Below are 16,572 nucleotides of genomic sequence, written 5' to 3' on the forward strand. Positions count from 1 at the left end.
TGACTTCTCGCGAAGGAGTCGTCATGCGACTGTTGAAGCAGCTCGGGGCCGTCGCGGTGGTCGCCCTCGCCGGCAGCCTGGCCGTCGGTGCGGTGCGGGGAAACCCGTTTCTCACCCTGGGCCTCGGCCTCGCGACCGCGGTGCTCGCGTTGCTCACGTACGCGTGGGTGGTGCGGCGCACCGAGCGTCGGGCGCCGGTGGAGGTGGCCGGGAAAGGCGCTGGTGCTGCCGTGGGCCGGGGGCTGCTGATCGGTGTCGGGATGTTCGCGGCCGTCATCGCGAACATCGCGCTGCTCGGCGGCTATCGGATCGACGGCATGGGCTCGGCGGCGGGCGCACTGGCGCTGCTCGGTTTCATGGCCGCGGCTGCCGTGACGGAGGAGCTGATCTTTCGCGGCATCCTGTTCCGGATCGTCGAGGAGCGAATCGGCACGTGGGGATCGCTGGTGCTGACCGGCCTGCTGTTCGGCCTGGCGCACCTGTTCAACACGCACGCCAGCCTGTGGGGCGCGATCGCCATCGCGGTCGAGGCCGGCGGCATGCTCGCCGCCGCGTACGCCGCCACCCGTACCCTGTGGCTGCCGATCGGCCTGCACTTCGGCTGGAACTTCGCCCAGGCCGGCGTCTTCGGCACCACCACCTCCGGCAGGAGCGGGCCGGAGGGTCTGCTGGACGGCGTACTGTCGGGGCCGACCCTGCTCAGCGGCGGCGAGTTCGGGCCGGAGGCGAGCCTGTACGCGGTGCTGGCCGGCGTGGTGCTGACCATCGTGTTCATGTGGCTGGCCCGCCGGCGTGGCCACCTGGTGCCCCGCCGCCGACGCACCGCTCAGACCGACCCGACCGCTACGCTCGCGCAGTGATCGACCTTCGGCGGGTCCCGGACCGGTGGCGGCGGTATGACGTCACGGTCCGGGATCTCCCGTTCGCGCTGCTGCTCGCCGTCGCGTCGCTGCTGCCGGCGTTGCACGGCCAGGGGACCCAGGTCGGCGACCTGCCAACTCGCCCCTTCGACGCGCTGGCCGTCGCGGTGATCGCCGTGCAGGCCCTACCGTTGGCGGTACGCCGGCGGTGGCCGGCCGCGTGTCTGGTCCTGGTGTCGCTCGGCTTCGTCGGCGACCAGCTCCTCGGTTACCACGCGTTCGCGGGTACCGCGCTGCCGATCGCCCTGCTGAGCGCGGGCGCCTACCTGGAACGTCACCGGCGTGTCGCCGCGGTGCTGCTCTCCGCGGCGTACCTGCCGCTGGCGGTCGCGCTGCACCGGCTCGGGGCCACCGAGCCGGTGGAGGGATTCGTGGTGTTCTACCTGGCGCTGGTCCTCGCCTGGAGAATCGGATCGTGGCTGCGGTCCACCCGGGCCGCCGAGGCCGAACGCCGGCACCGCGTCGCCGAGGCCAGCCGCACCGCCGAACGCACCCGGATCGCCCGGGAACTCCACGACGTGGTGACCCACCATGTGACGGCGATGGTCGTGCAGGCGGAGGCGGCACGGTATCTGACCGCCGCACCCGCCCGGCTCGACGAGACCCTCAGCGCCATCACCGACACCGGCCGGCGGGCCATCAGCGACCTGCGGCACCTGCTCGACCTGCTCAACCCCGACCACGGGACCGAGGCCAGGATGCCGTCCGTCGGCGAGCTGCACGCGCTGGTGGAGCAGACGCGCCAGGCCGGGCAGCCGGTGGAGTTCACCGAGCAGGGCAAGCCGGCGGAGTCGACCGGCAGTGCCGAGCTGGCGGCCTACCGGGTGGTGCAGGAGGCCCTGACGAACGCCCTCAAGTACGCCCACGGCAGCCGTACCGTGGTCCAGGTGCAGCACGGCGCAAGGGAGATCACCGTGGAGGTCAGCACCGACGGTTCCGACTCGCGGACCGCCTCGCCCGGCGGAAGCGGGCGGGGCCTGGCCGGGCTCCGCGAACGCGTCGACGTGCTGGGCGGCGAGTTCAGCGCGGACCGGCAGCCGGGCGGCGGCTTCGTCGTGCGGGCCCGCATCCCCGCGGGGAGCCCGTCGTGACCGCGCCGGTCCGGGTACTGGTCTGTGACGACCAGGCGCTGATCCGCACCGGATTCGCGACGATCATCGACGCGCAGCCCGACCTGGAGGTGGTGGGCGAGTGCGGGGACGGGCGCGCCGCGGTCGACCTCGCCGGCCGGCTGCACCCGGACGTGGTGGTGATGGACGTACGGATGCCGGTACTCGACGGCATCCAGGCGACCCGCCTGCTGGCCGGGGTCGGGGTGGCGCAACCCGTCAAGGTACTCGTGGTGACGACGTTCAACCTGGACGAGTACGTGTACGAGGCGCTGCGCGCGGGGGCGAGCGGATTCCTGCTCAAGGACGCCCCACCGGCGCAACTGCTGCACGGCATCCGCACCGTCGCGACCGGTGCCGCACTGCTGGCACCCGAGGTGACCCGGCAACTCGTCGGCAGGTACGCGGCGCGGATCCGTCCCGCCGAGGGCATGCCGGACGGCGCCGGGCTGACCCCGCGCGAACTCGAGGTGCTGCGCCTCATCGCCAACGGCCTGTCCAACAGCGAGATCGCCGCGACCCTGGTGATCAGTCAGGAGACCGTCAAGACGTACGTGTCGCGCATCCTCAGCAAGCTCGACCTGCGCGACCGCGTACAGGCGGTGGTCTACGCCTACCGCAGCGGCCTGGTGACCTGAGACCCCCGCCGATGCATCGCGTCGTGATCCTCGCCTTCGACGGCGTGGTCCCGTTCGACCTGTCCGTGCCGATCGAGGTCTTCGGCCGCGCCCGGCTGGCCGACGGCCGCCCGGCGTACCAGCTTCGGGTCTGCGCGGACACCGACGAGGTCAGGGCCGGGCCGATCGCCATCCGTACCCCGTACGGGTTGCCCACGCTGGCCGAAGCCGACACGGTCGTCGTTCCCGGTGTCGCCGACATCGACGCCCCGATCCCGCCCGGACTCGTCGCGGCGCTCACCGCCGCGACCGGCCGGCTGGTCTCCATCTGTACCGGTGCCTTCCTCCTGGCCGCCGCCGGACTGCTCGACGGCCGCCGGGCCACCACGCACTGGGCGGCGGCCGCGCAGCTCGCTCGTCGCCACCCCGCCGTCGAGGTCGACCCGGAGGTGCTGTTCGTCGACGACGGGTCGGTACTGACCTCGGCGGGTGCCGCCGCAGGACTGGATCTGTGCCTGCACCTCGTACGGCGTGACCACGGTGCCGCGATCGCCGCGCAGACCGCGCGAACCTCGGTCATGCCGCTGGAGCGGGCCGGTGGCCAGGCGCAGTTCATCGCGCACGAGCCACCAACCCCGGCCGGCATCTCCCTGCAACCACTGCTGACCTGGCTGACCGGCAATCTCCACGCCCCACTGACCCTGGCCGCCATCGCTGGCGAAGCGTCGATGAGCACCCGTTCGCTGAGCCGGCACTTCCGCGACCAGACCGGCACCACCCCCATGCAGTGGCTCAACCGGCAACGCATCCGCCGCGCAACTCCTGCTGGAGACCAGCGACCAGCCGGTGGAACACGTCGGCGAACTGGTCGGGTTCACCTCGGCGACGGCGTTCCGGGAGCGGTTCCGGCAGATCGTCGGCGTGAGCCCGCGCCACTACCGCCTGGCGTTCTCCTCCGACGCGCGGCCCGCCGTCACGCCTGCCCGCCGGGCCCGCCCTGGCCGGGGCGGGCGCCCGGGCGCGGCTACGAGGACGCGGTGACGCTCGGGTGTCCGGCCGGTCAAAGGTCCCGGCGCTGGAAGGACACCGCCGCGAGTCCGAGGGCGAGGGCGATCCAGAGGCCGGTCCAGGCGAGGTAGGTGGGAGTGAGCGCCGCCTCGCTCAGGAAGGGGTGCCCCTTGAACGCCTCCTGGAACTGGATCAGCAGGGTCGGGTCCTGGAAGGCGTTCATGGCTCCGCGCCACAGGCCGTCGGTCGGGAGCAGCATCCGGGAGACGGTGCCGATCCGAGCCACGCTCTCGTTGCCGAGCGCCTCGCCGAACGCGCCGACCACGCCGCCGATCCAGGTGGCGCCGAAGAGGCCGACCGCCACGATGCCCGACGCCATCGGGGAGACAGCGGTGGAGAGCAGCAGGCCGAGGGTGAGCAGGACCGCGGCCTGCGCGGCGAGCAGTGCCAGACCGGTCACCGGCCGGGGTGGCCAGTAGCCCGTGGTGGTTCGGACGATGAGGAGTTGGGCGAGTCCGGCCACGGCCAGGAAGCCGCTGCCGAAGGTCACGAGCCCCAGCCATTTGCCCAGCAGCACCGCCGAGCGGCGGACCGGGCGGGCCAGGACGGCCAGCGCGATCCCGGTTTCGGTCTCACCGGCCAGGGTGGGACCGGCGAGGAACGCCGTGCCGAGCGCGGCGGTCAGGCTCAGGCCGAACATCACCAGGTTCAGGACCACGGCGGCCGCCAACCGGGCCTCTCCGGTGGTCAACCCGCCGAACGTGGCGTCGATCCGGGAGAACCCGAAGGCGCTGACCGCGAGCAGTACGACGGTCAACGCGACGAGCGCGAGCAGTACCCGTCGGCGCGTGGCCTCCTTGACGGTGAGCGTGGCGATGGTGAACACGGTACGGGCGGTCATGCGTGCTCCTCGGTAGGGCTGGTGCGCAGGATGTCGAGCAGCCGCTGTTCGAGACTGATCCGCCCCAGCTCGACGGCGTGTATGCGTACCCCGAGGCTGACCAGATCCGCCACGAGGTCGGGCACGGCGGCGCCGTCCTGCTCTGCGGGGAGGGTGACGGTGAACGCGTCCCCGGTACGGGTGAGCGGGCCGGCGGCGGCCAGCCGGGCCTCCGCCTGCGCGCTCACCCCGTCGAGGCGAAGTCGCAGCTCACGCTGGCCGAGCAGCTCCGGGAGGGTGCCGGATGCGGCGACCCGGCCCTTGTCGAGGATGACGACCCGGTCGCAGACCCGCTCCACCTCGCCGATGAGATGCGAGTTGAGCAGGACGGCGACCCCGCGAGCCTTGAGGGAGAGCAGTAGGTCCCGCACGTCGGCCCTGCCGACGGGATCGAGGGCGCTCGTCGGCTCGTCGAGGATGACGAGTTCGGGGCGGGCCACCAGCGCCACGGCCAGCCCGAGGCGCTGCTGCATGCCCTTGGAGAAGCCGCCCACCCGGTCGGCGGCACGGTCGGCGAGGCCCACCATGGCCAGGCATTCCTGCCGCTCCGCAGCCGGCACCGTGGCGCCGGCGAGCCGGGTGTGCAGGGCCAGCACCTCGGCGGCGGACAGCCAGGGCTGATACCGGAAAAGCTCCGGTAGGTAGCCGACGTGGGTGCGGGAGTGCGGGTCCCGGGCCGGTCGCCCGAGCAGCAGCACCTCGCCGGCGTCGGGCCGGACGAGTCCGAGCAGCATCTTGATGACGGAGGTCTTGCCGGCTCCGTTGGGTCCGAGCAGGCCGACCACCTCGCCGCGCCCGACGGTGAGGGAGACCTCGTCGACCGCGGTCCGGCGCCGGTATCGCTTGCGCAGACCCGAGCACCACACCGCCGGTGACGGGGGTAGGTCGGCAAGGAGTTGCGCCACGGTGTCGGGGGAGGGGAGGTCGCCCTGCCGGGTGGTGGGGTCGGTCGTCATCGGCCCCACCGCAACCCGCGAGCCACCGACAGCACCTCGTCGGTGCCGAGTGAGCCGGCCACCGCGTTGAGCACGCCGTCCTTGACCCAGAAGACGGCCGCGAGGGTGCCGCCCCTGGTGGTGAGGACGGTGGCCGGTACGCCGTCGACCTCGGCGGAGAAGCTCGTCTCCTTACCGATCTTCACGATCAGCGGCAGCGTCGTCCCGTCGTCGGTGAAACCGCGCAACTGCGACGCCACGTCCTCCGGCAGACCGGGCAGCGAGAGCAGGTAGTCGCGGGCGGTCTCGAACGGGATGCCTGCGGAGTAGACGGCCGGTGCGACCACCCGGCCGACGATCATGGCGGGCCTCCCCTGGGACTGCGACCAGATCGCGGCGAGGCCCGGGCCCGCGGTCATCCTGAACGGGCTGCCCTCAAGGCCCGGTGGCGGTGGAGGCAGCGGTCTGCCGGCGGCCGCCGCGGTCTGCGCCGCCTTCTCCGCCGAGAACGTGAACGTGGCGCTCACCTGGTTGCCGACGTGGAACGTCGGTTCGCCGGTCACACCACGGGGCAGCTTGCGCACCCGAGGCGCGGAGAGGCCGGTGGCCTTTTCCGCCGCGGTGGCATCGGCGACCGGGTGGATGTCGGCGACCTTGGTGACCTTGGCCTCGCCGTACGCGGAGAGGTCCGGCAGCCGCAGCAGATCGGCCTGGGTGACCGTGATCGGCGCGATCCGCTCGGTACGGAAGATCGGTAGCCAGTTCGCGGCGGCGGCAGTGGTGGCCCCGGTCAGCAGCGCGACCGCCGCGACACCGGCGAACAGCGGGCTGCGCAACGCCGTACGCCATCGCGGCGGGCGGGCCGCCACCGCCACCTGCCGGGGCCGGTCCGCGGCGATCGCCCGGGACAGGCGGTGCCAGCCGTCCTCGACGTCGGTGCTGACCTCGACCTCGAACGCCGCACCGGCGAACGCGGCGTCCTGGCGGGCGGCTGCCAGCCCGGACAGGCACTTCGGGCAGTCCGCGACGTGCTCGCGGTCGGCGTCAGCGACGCCGACGGGCTCGTCCACAAGCCGGCGCAACATGCCGTCAGTCGGATGGCGCATGACGGTTCAACTCCTTGCGTAGGGCGGACTCGGCGCGGCGCACGATGGTGCCCACGCTGCCGGGGGAGAGTTCAAGAGCGGCCGCCACCTCGGCGTAGCTCAGGCCGCTGTGCCGAAGCACCAGGGCCACGGCCTGCTTGCGGGGCAGCCGTGCCAGCGCCCCGCGCACACGACGGCGCTCGTCGAGGGTCACGACCACGTCGGCGACGTCAGGGCTGACGACGTCACCGACACCGGCGGCCTTCTCCCGGGAGGCGCGACGCCGACCGGTTCGGAGATGGTTCAGTGCGGTGTGCGCCGCGGCGACGCACAACCACCCCACCGCCTCCCCCGCGGGTACGCGGGAGCGCCCGAACGTCAGGAACACCTCCTGCGCCACGTCCTCGGCCTGGTCCCCGGAGCCGAGCACCCGCGCGGCGACGGCGACTACCCGCGGGTAGGCGGAGCGGAAGACCTGCTCAAGATCGGAACGGACCGCTTTTCGTCCCGGAGGAGTCGACACGGCCACGGCATCCCCCCGTCCGGCTCGTCCGGCCGCCCTGCCACCGCCGGCGGACGGCACCGCAGCGACCGCCGTGGCCAGTACGGTCGCACGGCGCCCGACGAGCTCCACATCTTCCTCCACATCTTCAAAGCACCGCCGGCACCCGAGATGTGACACCCGCCGTCGACATCACCGCGACGGTGTCGGCGACCCGTTCATGCGCGGCGGAGCGCGTTCGCCGATTCCTCGGAGCAGAGGAATTCGTCGGACGGCACGATCCAGTAATTCTCGGCCATGAGCGGCGGATCGGGGAGGAACTCCAACAAGCCGGCCGGCCGGGCGAAAACTTCGCCTGGCCGGCCGGTGGGAAAGGTCGTTCGTGTCGCCCCCTGGCGTGCTCACCGCACCTGGCGGTGGCTGGTGGGCCGGGGCGGCCGGGTGGAGGTCAGCCGGCGGTCGAGGTCGCCGGCAGGTGGTCGCTGAGCAGCAGTTGGTGCAGCTCGGCGGAGGCGGCGGCGACATCCTCCAGGTGGGCGTTGTGCCCGAACGAGCGCGGACGCGGGATGTCGATGTCGACGAGCTCGCGCAGCCGGCCGGGCCGGGCACTCAGTACCGCCACCCGGTCGGCGAGCAGCACCGCCTCCTGGATGGAGTGGGTCACGAAGACCACGGTGGTGCCCAGCTCCATGTGGATGCGCTGCAACTCGACGGCCAGCTCCTCGCGGGTCAGCGCGTCCAGTGCGGAGAACGGCTCGTCCATCAGCAGCACCTTGGGCCGCTGGATGAGGGCCCGACAGAGCGAGACCCGTTGCTGCATGCCGCCGGAGAGTTCATGTGGAAGGCGGTCGGCGAAGCCACTCAGGCCGGTCATCTCCAGCAGCCGCTCGGCGTGCTCGCGGTGCTCGGCCCGCCGCCAGCGGAAGATCTCCACCGGCAGCAGCACGTTGTTCCGTACGCTGCGCCACGGCAGCAGCGCCGGGCGCTGGAACACCATCGCGACGTCCCGGCGGGGCCGGCCAACCGGCTCGCCCGCGACCAGTACCTCGCCCTGGCTCGGCCGGATCAGCCCAGCGATGATCCGCAGCAGCGTGGACTTGCCGCAGCCGGACCGGCCGATCACCGCCAGGAACTCGCCGTTGCCGACCTCGAGGTTGATGTCGCGCAGCGCCTCCACCGTCCCGGATTTCCCCTGGAAGGTCCGGGACAGTCCGGCAATCTTGATCATTGTGCCCTCCTTGCGAGCTGTGTTCCGGTCACGACGAGATCGCCCGGGCCCACGGCACGAGGATCCGTTCCAGCGCCGCGACCAGGTAGAACAGCCCGGCGCCCATGATGGCGAGCAGGGTCAGCGCGGCGAAGGCGAGCGGCGTGTCCGCGGACTGGCTGGAACTGACGACGACCGAGCCGAGCCCGCGGTCGGGGTTGGTGAGTTCACCGATGACCGCCCCGATGATGGCCAGCGAGGAGGCCACCTTCAGACCGACGAAGACCTGCGGCAGTGCCCAGGTCAGCCGGACCTTCAGGAAGGTCTGCCACCACGAGGAGGAGAGCGAGTGGGCGAGTTCGCGCAGGTCGTTGGGGACGGAGGTCAGCCCGGCCATGGTGGAGACCAGGACCGGGAAGAAGCAGAGCAGCACGACCATGACGACCTTGGCCTGGGTGTTCAACCCGATCCAGACGATGAGCAGGGGGGCGAGCGCGGCCTTCGGCACCGCGTTGACCGCGGCGATCAGCGGCATGGTCATCCGCTCGATCGTGCGCGAGGCGGCGAAGAGGACCGCGACGGCCGCCCCGCCGATCGAGCCGATGGCGAAGCCGACGACCGTCTCCATCAGCGTCACTCCGGCCTGTTCGACCAGGTGACCGGAGAGCCGCTGGAACGCGTCCACCACGTCCGGGGGTGCGGGTAGCCAGAACGGTTCGATGCTGAAGACGATGGTGACCAACCACCAGAGCGCGAGCGCCAGCAGCGTACCCAGCGCGGGGAGCCCGGCGTTGACCCACAGACGTCGCAGCCCGGCGTCGGTCCTCTTGTCAGTCATGGTGAATCCCGTAGGGTCCTTTCGGGCGGCGATGAACGTGGTGTTCGAGGTGCCGGGCAGCGCCCGGCTGCGGGACGAAGAAGGGACGGCAGCCGCTCCGACCACCGCCCCCTGTCCGTCAGGTGCGCCCGACCGCTGGCGAGGACCTCTCGACAGCGGTCGAGATCGTGCTGGTCGTGGTCGAGGCAGGCGTCGTCAGGTCTTCGGCACGATGTTGAGGTCGACCACGCTGGCCGGGCTGAGTCCGGAGGGCATCAGGCCGGAGCCCTGCAGGATGGCGATGGTCCGCGCCACCCGGCCCTCGTCCATCGAACCGATCGGGGCGCCGCCGGCCGGCACGACGTACGGGGTCATCGCCTTGATCTCGCCGACCCCGGAGGCCACCGGGTACGTCGGCTCCGCCTTGTTCAGGATCGTCGCCGCCTCCTCCGGGTGGTCGACGGTGTACTGCAGGCCCTTCAGCAGGGCACCGGTGAACCGGCGAACCAGGTCCGAGTCCTTCTCGATCAGGCCGGGGGTGGTGATGATGGCGTTGCCGAACAGGTCCCGCAGGTAGTCGCTGTACGGCAGGACGACGACCTCCTTCTTGGAGGCCGCCGCCAGCGCGTCCCGGCTGAGCAGGAAGGTGCCGAGCGCGTCCACCTGACGGCTCGCCATCAGGCCGTTGAGCGCCGTGGCCTGCACACCCTCGATCTTGACGCTCGCCGGGTCGAGGCCGGCCAGCTTGGCGTACGCCGGGAAGAGCAGTTCGGTGACCGAGCCCTTGCCGGTGGCCATGGTCTTGCCGGCCAGGTCGTTCGGGCCGGTGATGTCGGTGTCCTTGGTGGTCATCACCGAGATCAGCGTCTGCTGATGTACGGCGGCGACCGCCCGCCAGTCGGTGAACTCGCCCTTGCCGGCCTGGATCACCGCGCCGGTGAAGTCGAGCGAGGCGAACTGGACCTGCCCCGACTTGAGCGCCGTGAGGTTCTGCGCGTTACCCGCGCCCTTCTTGATGTCGACCTCGATACCGACCTCGGCGAAGTAGCCCTTCTCCTTCGCCACCCAGGCGAAGGAGTCGCGGCCCACGGCCCCGAACGCCGTGATGTAGGCGACCTTGTCGGTCCCCTCGGCGGACGCGCCGTCGCCGCCGTCGTCGCCGCTGCAACCGCTCACAGCCAGCGCCGTGGCGAGCAGCGTTGCCGCCAGGACGCGAGAGCGTCTGAACATGTATGCCTCCAGCTTTCGCTTGTGGATGGGCGGTCCCAACGCACCCGCGCCGAGGATGTGGCCCTTGATCTGAGCGACACCAACCGCGCCGACCCTCGCCCGGTCGAGAATCGTAGATGACTCATGTCCGGCTTGTCACCGACGAAATTGAGCCATTTTTGGGGGCTCTGACCGAGGGATACCCGCTGTCGTGAACGCCTTTCCGCAGCTCAGAGCGTTGTTGACAAGGGAAGTTCTGGCAGCAATCCTGTCAACACGATTGTTGATAATCTAGGAGACAATGTTGCGGGCTGGCGGGCTGTACCGGGGGACGGCGAGCGGCGGCGGGTACTCCGCTCTGGACACTCCCCGGCCTGCCGTCTCCGGGTACGCCCGGTCGGCGGGCCGCGCGGCAGCCGTCCGGTCAGGACGTACGGCCGCCGGAGTGGCCCGTCCGGCATCGACGGTGACCACGTCGTGAGTGACGCCCCACGAACCCCGGCAACCCCCGCACGGCGCGCGGCTGGCACCCCGCGCCGCCCGCCGGCCCGCTCGGCGGACGAGGCGTACCAGGAGCTCCGCGAGGCGATCCACCGCGGTGAACTGATGCCCAACGAGCGACTGATCGAGGTCGAGTTGGCGGCCCGGCTACAGGTCAGCCGGGCAGTGGTCCGGACCGTGCTGGTCCGACTCGTCCAGGACGGACTTGTGGTGAGCACCCCGAACCGGGGCGCACACGTCCGGCTGGTCACCGAGGAGGAGGCGGTCGAGATCCTCCAGGCGCGGGCCGTACTGGAGGCGCTCACCGCGCGGCAGGCGGCACTGCACGCCACCACCCGGGAGATCACCGCCATTCGCCGGGTGCTCGACAGAATGACCCAGAAGCTGGAGCAGGACGACCTGCTCGGCTACTCGGAGGGGAACGCCGACCTGCACGCCGCGATCATCGCGGCGGCCCGGCACGAGACCGCGGCCCGGATGATCGCCGGGCTCCGGGCCCAGCTCGTCCGGTTCCAGTACCGCACCATCCTGGTGCCCAGCCGGCCGGCCCAGTCGCTTGGCGAGCACACCGCGGTCGTGGAGGCGATCGCCAACCGTGACCCGGACGCCGCCGAGGCCGCGATGCGGCGGCATCTCGGGCACGTCGAGTCCACTTTGGCTAACACCGCCTCGGCGGCCCGGCGTGGGGCCGGCCCGTCCGACGGCACCCGTACGGCCTGAACCGGCCATGCGTATCCCTCTCCTGCAAGGAGCGACATGTCAGATCATCCCGTCCCGTCCGCACGCTCCCGTGCCCTGGTGCAGGGGGCGTACGACACCCACGTGCACATCGCACCCGACGTCATGGAGCGGCGGATCGACGACCTCGACCTGGCCGGCCGGTTCGCCGAGGTCGGGCTCGCCGGCTTCGTACTGAAGTCCCACTACGTGCCGACCGCCGAGCGCGCGGCCGTGGTGCGCAAGGTACGCCCCGACGTCGACGTGCTCGGCGCGCTCACCCTGAACGGCTCGGTGGGCGGGATGAACCCGGCCGCGGTCGAGATCGCCGGCCGGCAGGGCGCCCGGATCGTCTGGATGCCCACCGTCGACTCCGGCAACCAGCGCCGCAGCACCGCCACCGACCTGCCCGGCGCCAAACCGGCGATGTGGGGAGCACTCCAGGCCGACCTGCACGCCCAGGGCATCGTCCCGGACGTCGTCGAGGTGGTCGACCCCGACGGACAGGTACGGGAACCGGTCCGCCAGGTACTCCGGGTCATCGCCCGGCACGACCTCGTGCTCGCCACCGGGCACCTGTCCGGCCCGGAGATCCTGGCCGTGGTCCACGCCGCCGGCGAGGAGGGAGTACGCCGGATCGTCGTCACCCACCCCGAGTTCACCTCGCAACGACTGCCCGTCGCCCAACAGCGGGAACTCGCCGAAGCCGGCGCCCTGCTGGAACGCTGCTTCACCACCGCGTACACCGGGAAGGTCTCCTGGGACGACCTGTTCGGCAACATCCGGGCCGTCGGCGTCGCGCACTCGGTGCTCTCCAGCGACCTCGGACAGCCGTTCAACCCGCCGGTCGAGGACGGCCTCGCGCTCTTCGCCGACCGGCTGCTGGAGGCCGGCTTCACCGAGCAGGAGGTGCACACCATGGCCGTGGTCAACTCGCGGCACGTGGCGGCGGCGAGCGCGGAGGTGCCGGCATGACCGGGCGCCGGCTGTTGGTGGTCGGCGCGCACAGCGCGGACTTCGTCTGGCGCGCTGCCGGGGCGGTCGCCGCGCATACCGCCGCCGGGGGCGAGGCGCTGGTGCTGGCCCTGTCGTACGGCGAGCGCGGCGAGTCCGGTGAGCTGTGGAAGGACCCGGACCAGACGATCGAGAACGTCAAGCGGATCCGGCACGAGGAGGCGCAGCGGGCCGCCGGGGCCGTCGGGGCGCGCTTCGAGGCGTTCGACCTGGGGGACTACCCGCTACGGATCCGGGACGAGGACATCGACCGGTTGGCCGGGCTGATGCGGGAGTACGCCCCGCACGTGGTGCTCACCCACCCCGACCGGGATCCGTTCAACCCGGACCACCCGGTGGCGCACGCCGCGGTGGCGACCGCCCGGCAGCTCACCGCCGGGGCGGGGGTGGCCAGTGGCTTCAAGACCGCACCACCGTCGGAGTTCCTCGTCTTCGAGCCGCACCAGCCCGAGCTGTGCGGGTTCACCCCGACGGTCTTCGTCGACATCACCGAGGTGATGCCGGCCAAGCAGGAGGCGATGGCCGCGATGGGCGCCCAGGGTTACCTGCGCGACTACTACACCCAGCGGGCCGAACAGCGGGGCAACCACGCGCGGCGGGTCACCGGCAACGCCGCGATCCGGGAGGCCGAGGCGTTCCAGCGGCTCATCCCGAACGTGGTCCGTACGCTGTGACCGGCGCGTCGGCCGGGGAGCCCGGTCCACGGGCACGGCCGGCGGCGGGCGATCCGCGCCACGACGGGTACGGCATGCGGGCGGCCGAGGAATCCGCAGGGTGAATCCGGGACGGCGGACGACCCCGCCGGTTACCTCCGACCGGGGTCGATCCGCCAACCCGCCCGGCGGGATTCCTGGACGCTGCCGGGCGAGGCGACGTGTGACCTTCTCGACCTCCGGGTGAACCCACTCATCCGGTGGTGTCGCCGAGTACGGCCTTGAGCGATGCCTCGAGGATGTCCACTCCGGTGTGGAGCTCGTCGTCGCTGATCGTGAGCGGCGGGGCGATGCGGAAGATCCCGCCCATCCCGGGGAGCTGGACGATGTTCATGTGCAGACCCCGTTCGAGACAGGCCGAGGTGACCGCTGTGCCCAACGCATCGGCCGGCGCCCTGCCCTTCTTGTCCCGCACGAGCTCGACACCCTGGAGCAGGCCGCGGCCGCGGACGTCGCCGACGACCTCGTAGCCGTCGCGGAGCGCCAGTAGCCGGGCGGTGAGCTGGTCGCCCAGCCTCGCCGCACGCTCGACGAGGTTTTCCCGGTCGATGACGTCGAGGACCGTCAGCGCGACCGCCGCCGCCAACGGATCGGAGACGTGTGTGGTGTAGAAGAGGAATCCACGGTCGTGGCAGACCTGCTCGATCTCGGCGGACGTGAGTACGGCCGCCACGGGCAGCCCGGCCCCGAGGGTCTTCGACAACGTCAGGATGTCCGGGGCGACTCCGTCGCGCTCGAACGCGTACATGGTGCCGGTGCGGCCGAGACCGGTCTGCGCCTCGTCGAGGATGAGCAGCATCCCGCGCTCGTCGCACATCTCCTTGAGGCGGCGCAGGTATCCGGGCGGCAGGTCGATGATCCCACCCGAGGAGAGGATGGGCTCGACCAGACAAGCGGCGAGACTCCTGGCGGACTGCTGGTCGACCAGGGCGAAGCCGTAGGCGAGTTCGGTCTCCCAGTCGTGCGACCCGTCGGAGGATCGGAACGGCGACCGGTACGCATTCGGCGCCGGCAGTGCGAGGTTTCCCGGTATCGGAGGGGGGTGGAGAAAGGTTCAGTGAACTGCCCGCGACCCGGCCGGTCGCGGGCAGCCCAACGGTGCCCTGGCGACCACCGCCGCGGCGGTCGCCCGGAGCGGTTCCTACCTGGCGGGGACCACGTCGGCCGGGCGCTGCACCTTCACCTCCACGCCGTAGTCGAAGAGTTCGAGCGTCGAGGTGGACGTGCCGGTGTCGAGCCGGCCTTTCGCCGTCGTCTGCCAGGTGGAGGTGAGCGCCACCCTCGCGATCCGGCCGTCGGCGTCCCGGACGACGTCGCCGGTCGTTGCGGTCGAGCCGTCCTTGAGCTGCGTGGCGTACTCGAAGTGCAGCGTGCCGTCCGGGTTCTCCGTGACGGTGGCGTTCGTGTCCTTCAGCACCTTGAACAGCGCCGCCGGGTCGGGGGAGGCGGCACCCAGCACGGTGTCCGAGGCGCCGTACAGGGACAGTCGGTCGTGCTTGCCCGGGTACTGGCCGTAGCGCCCGTACGTCTCGCCCGGGCCCGACTTGTCGGGCGGGAGCGGGCCTAGCGGCGGCTCTCCGCCGATGTACCGGGTGCCGTTGATCAGCAGTTCGGTCATGACCGAGTCGTCCTGCGGCGCCCGGACGTACCCGGTGGCGGTCTTCGGGTCGAACGCACCCTCGTAGGTCAGTCCTCCTGGCCCCGACTGGGTCAGCCGCATCCGGTAGCTGATGTTCTCGCTCGCGGCGACCGCCGCGACCAGGGCCAGTCGCGGCGTCGCGGCGCTGGCGACCGGTGCGCGCTCTCCCGCCGGCCCTGGCTGCCCGACCCCGCCGACCGTCAGCACGGCTGCGGTCACTCCGGCCAGGCCCAGCACACCCATCGCGTACGTCGCACCCAGCACAGCCCTCCGGCGCTGGTGGCGCCGCCTCGCCGCACCGACGACGTCGGAGGTCAGCGCGACTCCCGCCACCTCCTGCCGCATGCCGGCGATCAGTTGCTCTTCGATGTCAGTGGTCATCTTCCCGCTCCGTTCCATGTCGGGGCGTCGTCAACCGCCCAGGCAGCCGTGACCTCGCGGAGGCGGGAGAGCCCCCGGGAGGCGGTGGACTTGACGGTGCCGATCGAGCATCCGAGCGTCTCCGCGGCTTCCGCCTCGCTGTACTGCTCCCAGTAGCGCAGCACCAGCACCGCCCGCTGCCGGGGTGGCAGCGTGGCCAGCGCCTGGATGAGCGCCTGGCGGAGGTGCAGCGCGTCCGTGCCGTCGGACCGGCCCGGCGGCTCGACGCTGGCCAGTACCTCCGGCCGCCGCTTGCGGCTGCGCCACTGGTCGACCGCGAGGTGGTACATCGTGCGGCGCAGGTAGGCCTCCTTGTCGCCCTGCACCCGGTTCCAGCGCCGCATCAGCCGCTCCAGCCCCGCCTGCACGAGGTCCTCAGCGGCGGCACGGCTGCCGGTCAGCAGCACCGCCGTGGCGAGCAGGGAATCGCCCCGTTCGGCAACGAGGGTGTCCAAGCCCTCGAAGCTCTTCCTCCAGCGCACCGGCTCTCCTTCCGTCGCTAGCAAGGACGACAGGCCGACGGGCAAGGTTGAGCACCGCACCGAGCTTTCTCCAGGATCGTGGCGACTCCTGGCCGACCCCTACGAGCCGTCGTCGGTAGCGTCGCCGGTTCCGGAGCGCAGTTGCGCGAATGCCTGGTCGGCGTCGGCGACAGCCTCGGGGTGGACGTCGCGGGCGCTTCGCCCGTCGGCGATCTTCTGCCAGTTGGCCCGGGCGAGTACCCGTTGGACCGCGAGCACCTGTGCGGCCCGCAGTCGTGCCTCGATGCCCGAGCCGAGCGCGCCCGCCAGCGCTTCCTCGTCGTCGAGCATGTACCGGGCGACCCGTCCCGCCAGGCTCGGTGTGCTGAACACCAGCCGATGGAACGCCACCACCTCGGGATGGTCGTTGAGACCGGTGACGGGGTCGTACCGGTCCAGACCGGCCCGGAGGTGCCGGTGCAGTGCGGTCAATGGCGAGACGCCGGGCTGGCGGGCACGCACGACGCGCGCGGCCTCACCGCTGTGGTCCGCGAATCGGTGCAGGACCAGGTCCTCCTTGGTGCCGAAGTACCGAAAGAGGGTCGGCTTGGAGACCTCCGCCGCCGCGGCGATGTCGGTGACCGAGACCTGGTCGAAGCCGTGCGCCAGGAACAGCGAGATCGCCGCGTCGGCGATGGCGTCGTGGGTGCGTGCCTTCTTGCGGGCCCGCAGCCCGGTCGGCTCGGTCACCTGAGCAG

At 71.6% G+C, this 16,572-nt stretch carries 17 protein-coding genes and 1 pseudogene; 7 read left to right on the forward strand and 11 right to left on the reverse strand.

Features of this window, described 5'->3' with window-relative positions:
* Positions 1 to 23 precede the first annotated feature (23 nt).
* The 4 genes and pseudogenes from ACSMXO_RS12965 to ACSMXO_RS12980 all read left to right on the forward strand — a co-directional run bounded on the left by ACSMXO_RS12965 (position 24) and on the right by ACSMXO_RS12980 (position 3,687).
* On the forward strand, positions 24 to 860 hold the full coding sequence (locus ACSMXO_RS12965) for a CPBP family intramembrane glutamic endopeptidase (RefSeq protein ID WP_455417914.1): 837 nt from the start codon (positions 24 to 26) through the stop codon (positions 858 to 860).
* Positions 857 to 2,011, forward strand: coding sequence for a sensor histidine kinase (locus ACSMXO_RS12970; RefSeq protein ID WP_455417915.1), 1,155 nt, complete (start codon positions 857 to 859; stop codon positions 2,009 to 2,011). Before ACSMXO_RS12965 ends, ACSMXO_RS12970 begins: the two co-directional genes overlap by 4 nt.
* Positions 2,008 to 2,667 carry a response regulator gene (locus ACSMXO_RS12975; protein ID WP_455417916.1) on the forward strand — a complete coding sequence of 220 codons (660 nt, stop codon included), beginning with the start codon at positions 2,008 to 2,010 and terminating at the stop codon, positions 2,665 to 2,667. The genes ACSMXO_RS12970 and ACSMXO_RS12975 overlap by 4 nt, the downstream gene beginning before the upstream one ends.
* A gap of 11 nt (positions 2,668 to 2,678) precedes the next feature.
* Positions 2,679 to 3,687, forward strand: a pseudogene (locus ACSMXO_RS12980) (GlxA family transcriptional regulator).
* A 19-nt stretch (positions 3,688 to 3,706) separates the two neighbouring features.
* Here the strand turns inward: ACSMXO_RS12980 and ACSMXO_RS12985 are convergent.
* From ACSMXO_RS12985 to ACSMXO_RS13015, 7 genes are all read right to left on the reverse strand, one after another.
* The gene (locus tag ACSMXO_RS12985; protein ID WP_455417917.1) at positions 3,707 to 4,555 is read right to left on the reverse strand and encodes an ABC transporter permease subunit; all 849 of its coding nucleotides are present in this window, start codon (positions 4,553 to 4,555) and stop codon (positions 3,707 to 3,709) included.
* Positions 4,552 to 5,550, reverse strand: coding sequence for an ABC transporter ATP-binding protein (locus tag ACSMXO_RS12990; protein WP_346263246.1), 999 nt, complete (start codon positions 5,548 to 5,550; stop codon positions 4,552 to 4,554). Before ACSMXO_RS12990 ends, ACSMXO_RS12985 begins: the two co-directional genes overlap by 4 nt.
* A complete protein-coding gene (locus ACSMXO_RS12995) occupies positions 5,547 to 6,635 on the reverse strand; it encodes a hypothetical protein (RefSeq protein ID WP_455417918.1) in 1,089 nt (362 codons plus the stop codon). The genes ACSMXO_RS12990 and ACSMXO_RS12995 overlap by 4 nt, the downstream gene beginning before the upstream one ends.
* On the reverse strand, positions 6,619 to 7,137 hold the full coding sequence (locus ACSMXO_RS13000) for a sigma-70 family RNA polymerase sigma factor (RefSeq protein WP_346263244.1): 519 nt from the start codon (positions 7,135 to 7,137) through the stop codon (positions 6,619 to 6,621). The genes ACSMXO_RS12995 and ACSMXO_RS13000 overlap by 17 nt, the downstream gene beginning before the upstream one ends.
* A gap of 427 nt (positions 7,138 to 7,564) precedes the next feature.
* Complete coding sequence (locus ACSMXO_RS13005) at positions 7,565 to 8,344, reverse strand: ABC transporter ATP-binding protein (RefSeq protein WP_455417919.1); 780 nt, start codon at positions 8,342 to 8,344, stop codon at positions 7,565 to 7,567.
* 28 nt (positions 8,345 to 8,372) lie between these two features.
* Positions 8,373 to 9,161: an ABC transporter permease gene (locus ACSMXO_RS13010; protein WP_318399729.1), complete on the reverse strand. Its 789-nt coding sequence runs from the start codon at positions 9,159 to 9,161 to the stop codon at positions 8,373 to 8,375.
* Positions 9,162 to 9,356: 195 nt separating this feature from the next.
* Entirely contained in the window at positions 9,357 to 10,370 is a 1,014-nt protein-coding gene (locus ACSMXO_RS13015) for an ABC transporter substrate-binding protein (RefSeq protein WP_346263241.1), read from the reverse strand.
* Positions 10,371 to 10,826: 456 nt separating this feature from the next.
* On the opposite strand from ACSMXO_RS13015, the gene ACSMXO_RS13020 reads away from it, so the two are divergent.
* Genes ACSMXO_RS13020 through ACSMXO_RS13030 form a run of 3 tightly spaced genes read left to right on the forward strand, consistent with a single transcriptional unit; the run spans position 10,827 to position 13,255 of the window.
* Complete coding sequence (locus ACSMXO_RS13020) at positions 10,827 to 11,570, forward strand: GntR family transcriptional regulator (RefSeq protein ID WP_346263240.1); 744 nt, start codon at positions 10,827 to 10,829, stop codon at positions 11,568 to 11,570.
* A 36-nt stretch (positions 11,571 to 11,606) separates the two neighbouring features.
* A complete protein-coding gene (locus ACSMXO_RS13025; RefSeq protein ID WP_455417920.1) occupies positions 11,607 to 12,542 on the forward strand; it encodes a DUF6282 family protein in 936 nt (311 codons plus the stop codon).
* A complete protein-coding gene (locus ACSMXO_RS13030; protein WP_455417921.1) occupies positions 12,539 to 13,255 on the forward strand; it encodes a PIG-L deacetylase family protein in 717 nt (238 codons plus the stop codon). Before ACSMXO_RS13025 ends, ACSMXO_RS13030 begins: the two co-directional genes overlap by 4 nt.
* A 232-nt stretch (positions 13,256 to 13,487) precedes the next feature.
* Here the strand turns inward: ACSMXO_RS13030 and ACSMXO_RS13035 are convergent, their stop codons facing one another.
* The 4 genes from ACSMXO_RS13035 to ACSMXO_RS13050 all read right to left on the reverse strand — a co-directional run bounded on the left by ACSMXO_RS13035 (position 13,488) and on the right by ACSMXO_RS13050 (position 16,564).
* The gene (locus ACSMXO_RS13035) at positions 13,488 to 14,327 is read right to left on the reverse strand and encodes an aspartate aminotransferase family protein (protein WP_455419230.1); all 840 of its coding nucleotides are present in this window, start codon (positions 14,325 to 14,327) and stop codon (positions 13,488 to 13,490) included.
* Between the two features lie 108 nt (positions 14,328 to 14,435).
* On the reverse strand, positions 14,436 to 15,314 hold the full coding sequence (locus tag ACSMXO_RS13040) for a hypothetical protein (protein WP_346263348.1): 879 nt from the start codon (positions 15,312 to 15,314) through the stop codon (positions 14,436 to 14,438).
* Positions 15,311 to 15,835: a SigE family RNA polymerase sigma factor gene (locus tag ACSMXO_RS13045; protein ID WP_346263347.1), complete on the reverse strand. Its 525-nt coding sequence runs from the start codon at positions 15,833 to 15,835 to the stop codon at positions 15,311 to 15,313. Before ACSMXO_RS13045 ends, ACSMXO_RS13040 begins: the two co-directional genes overlap by 4 nt.
* Positions 15,836 to 15,934: 99 nt before the next feature.
* The gene (locus tag ACSMXO_RS13050) at positions 15,935 to 16,564 is read right to left on the reverse strand and encodes a TetR/AcrR family transcriptional regulator (RefSeq protein ID WP_346263346.1); all 630 of its coding nucleotides are present in this window, start codon (positions 16,562 to 16,564) and stop codon (positions 15,935 to 15,937) included.
* Between the last annotated feature and the right edge of the window lie 8 nt (positions 16,565 to 16,572).

It is taken from the genome of Plantactinospora sp. DSM 117369 (assembly GCF_053764795.1).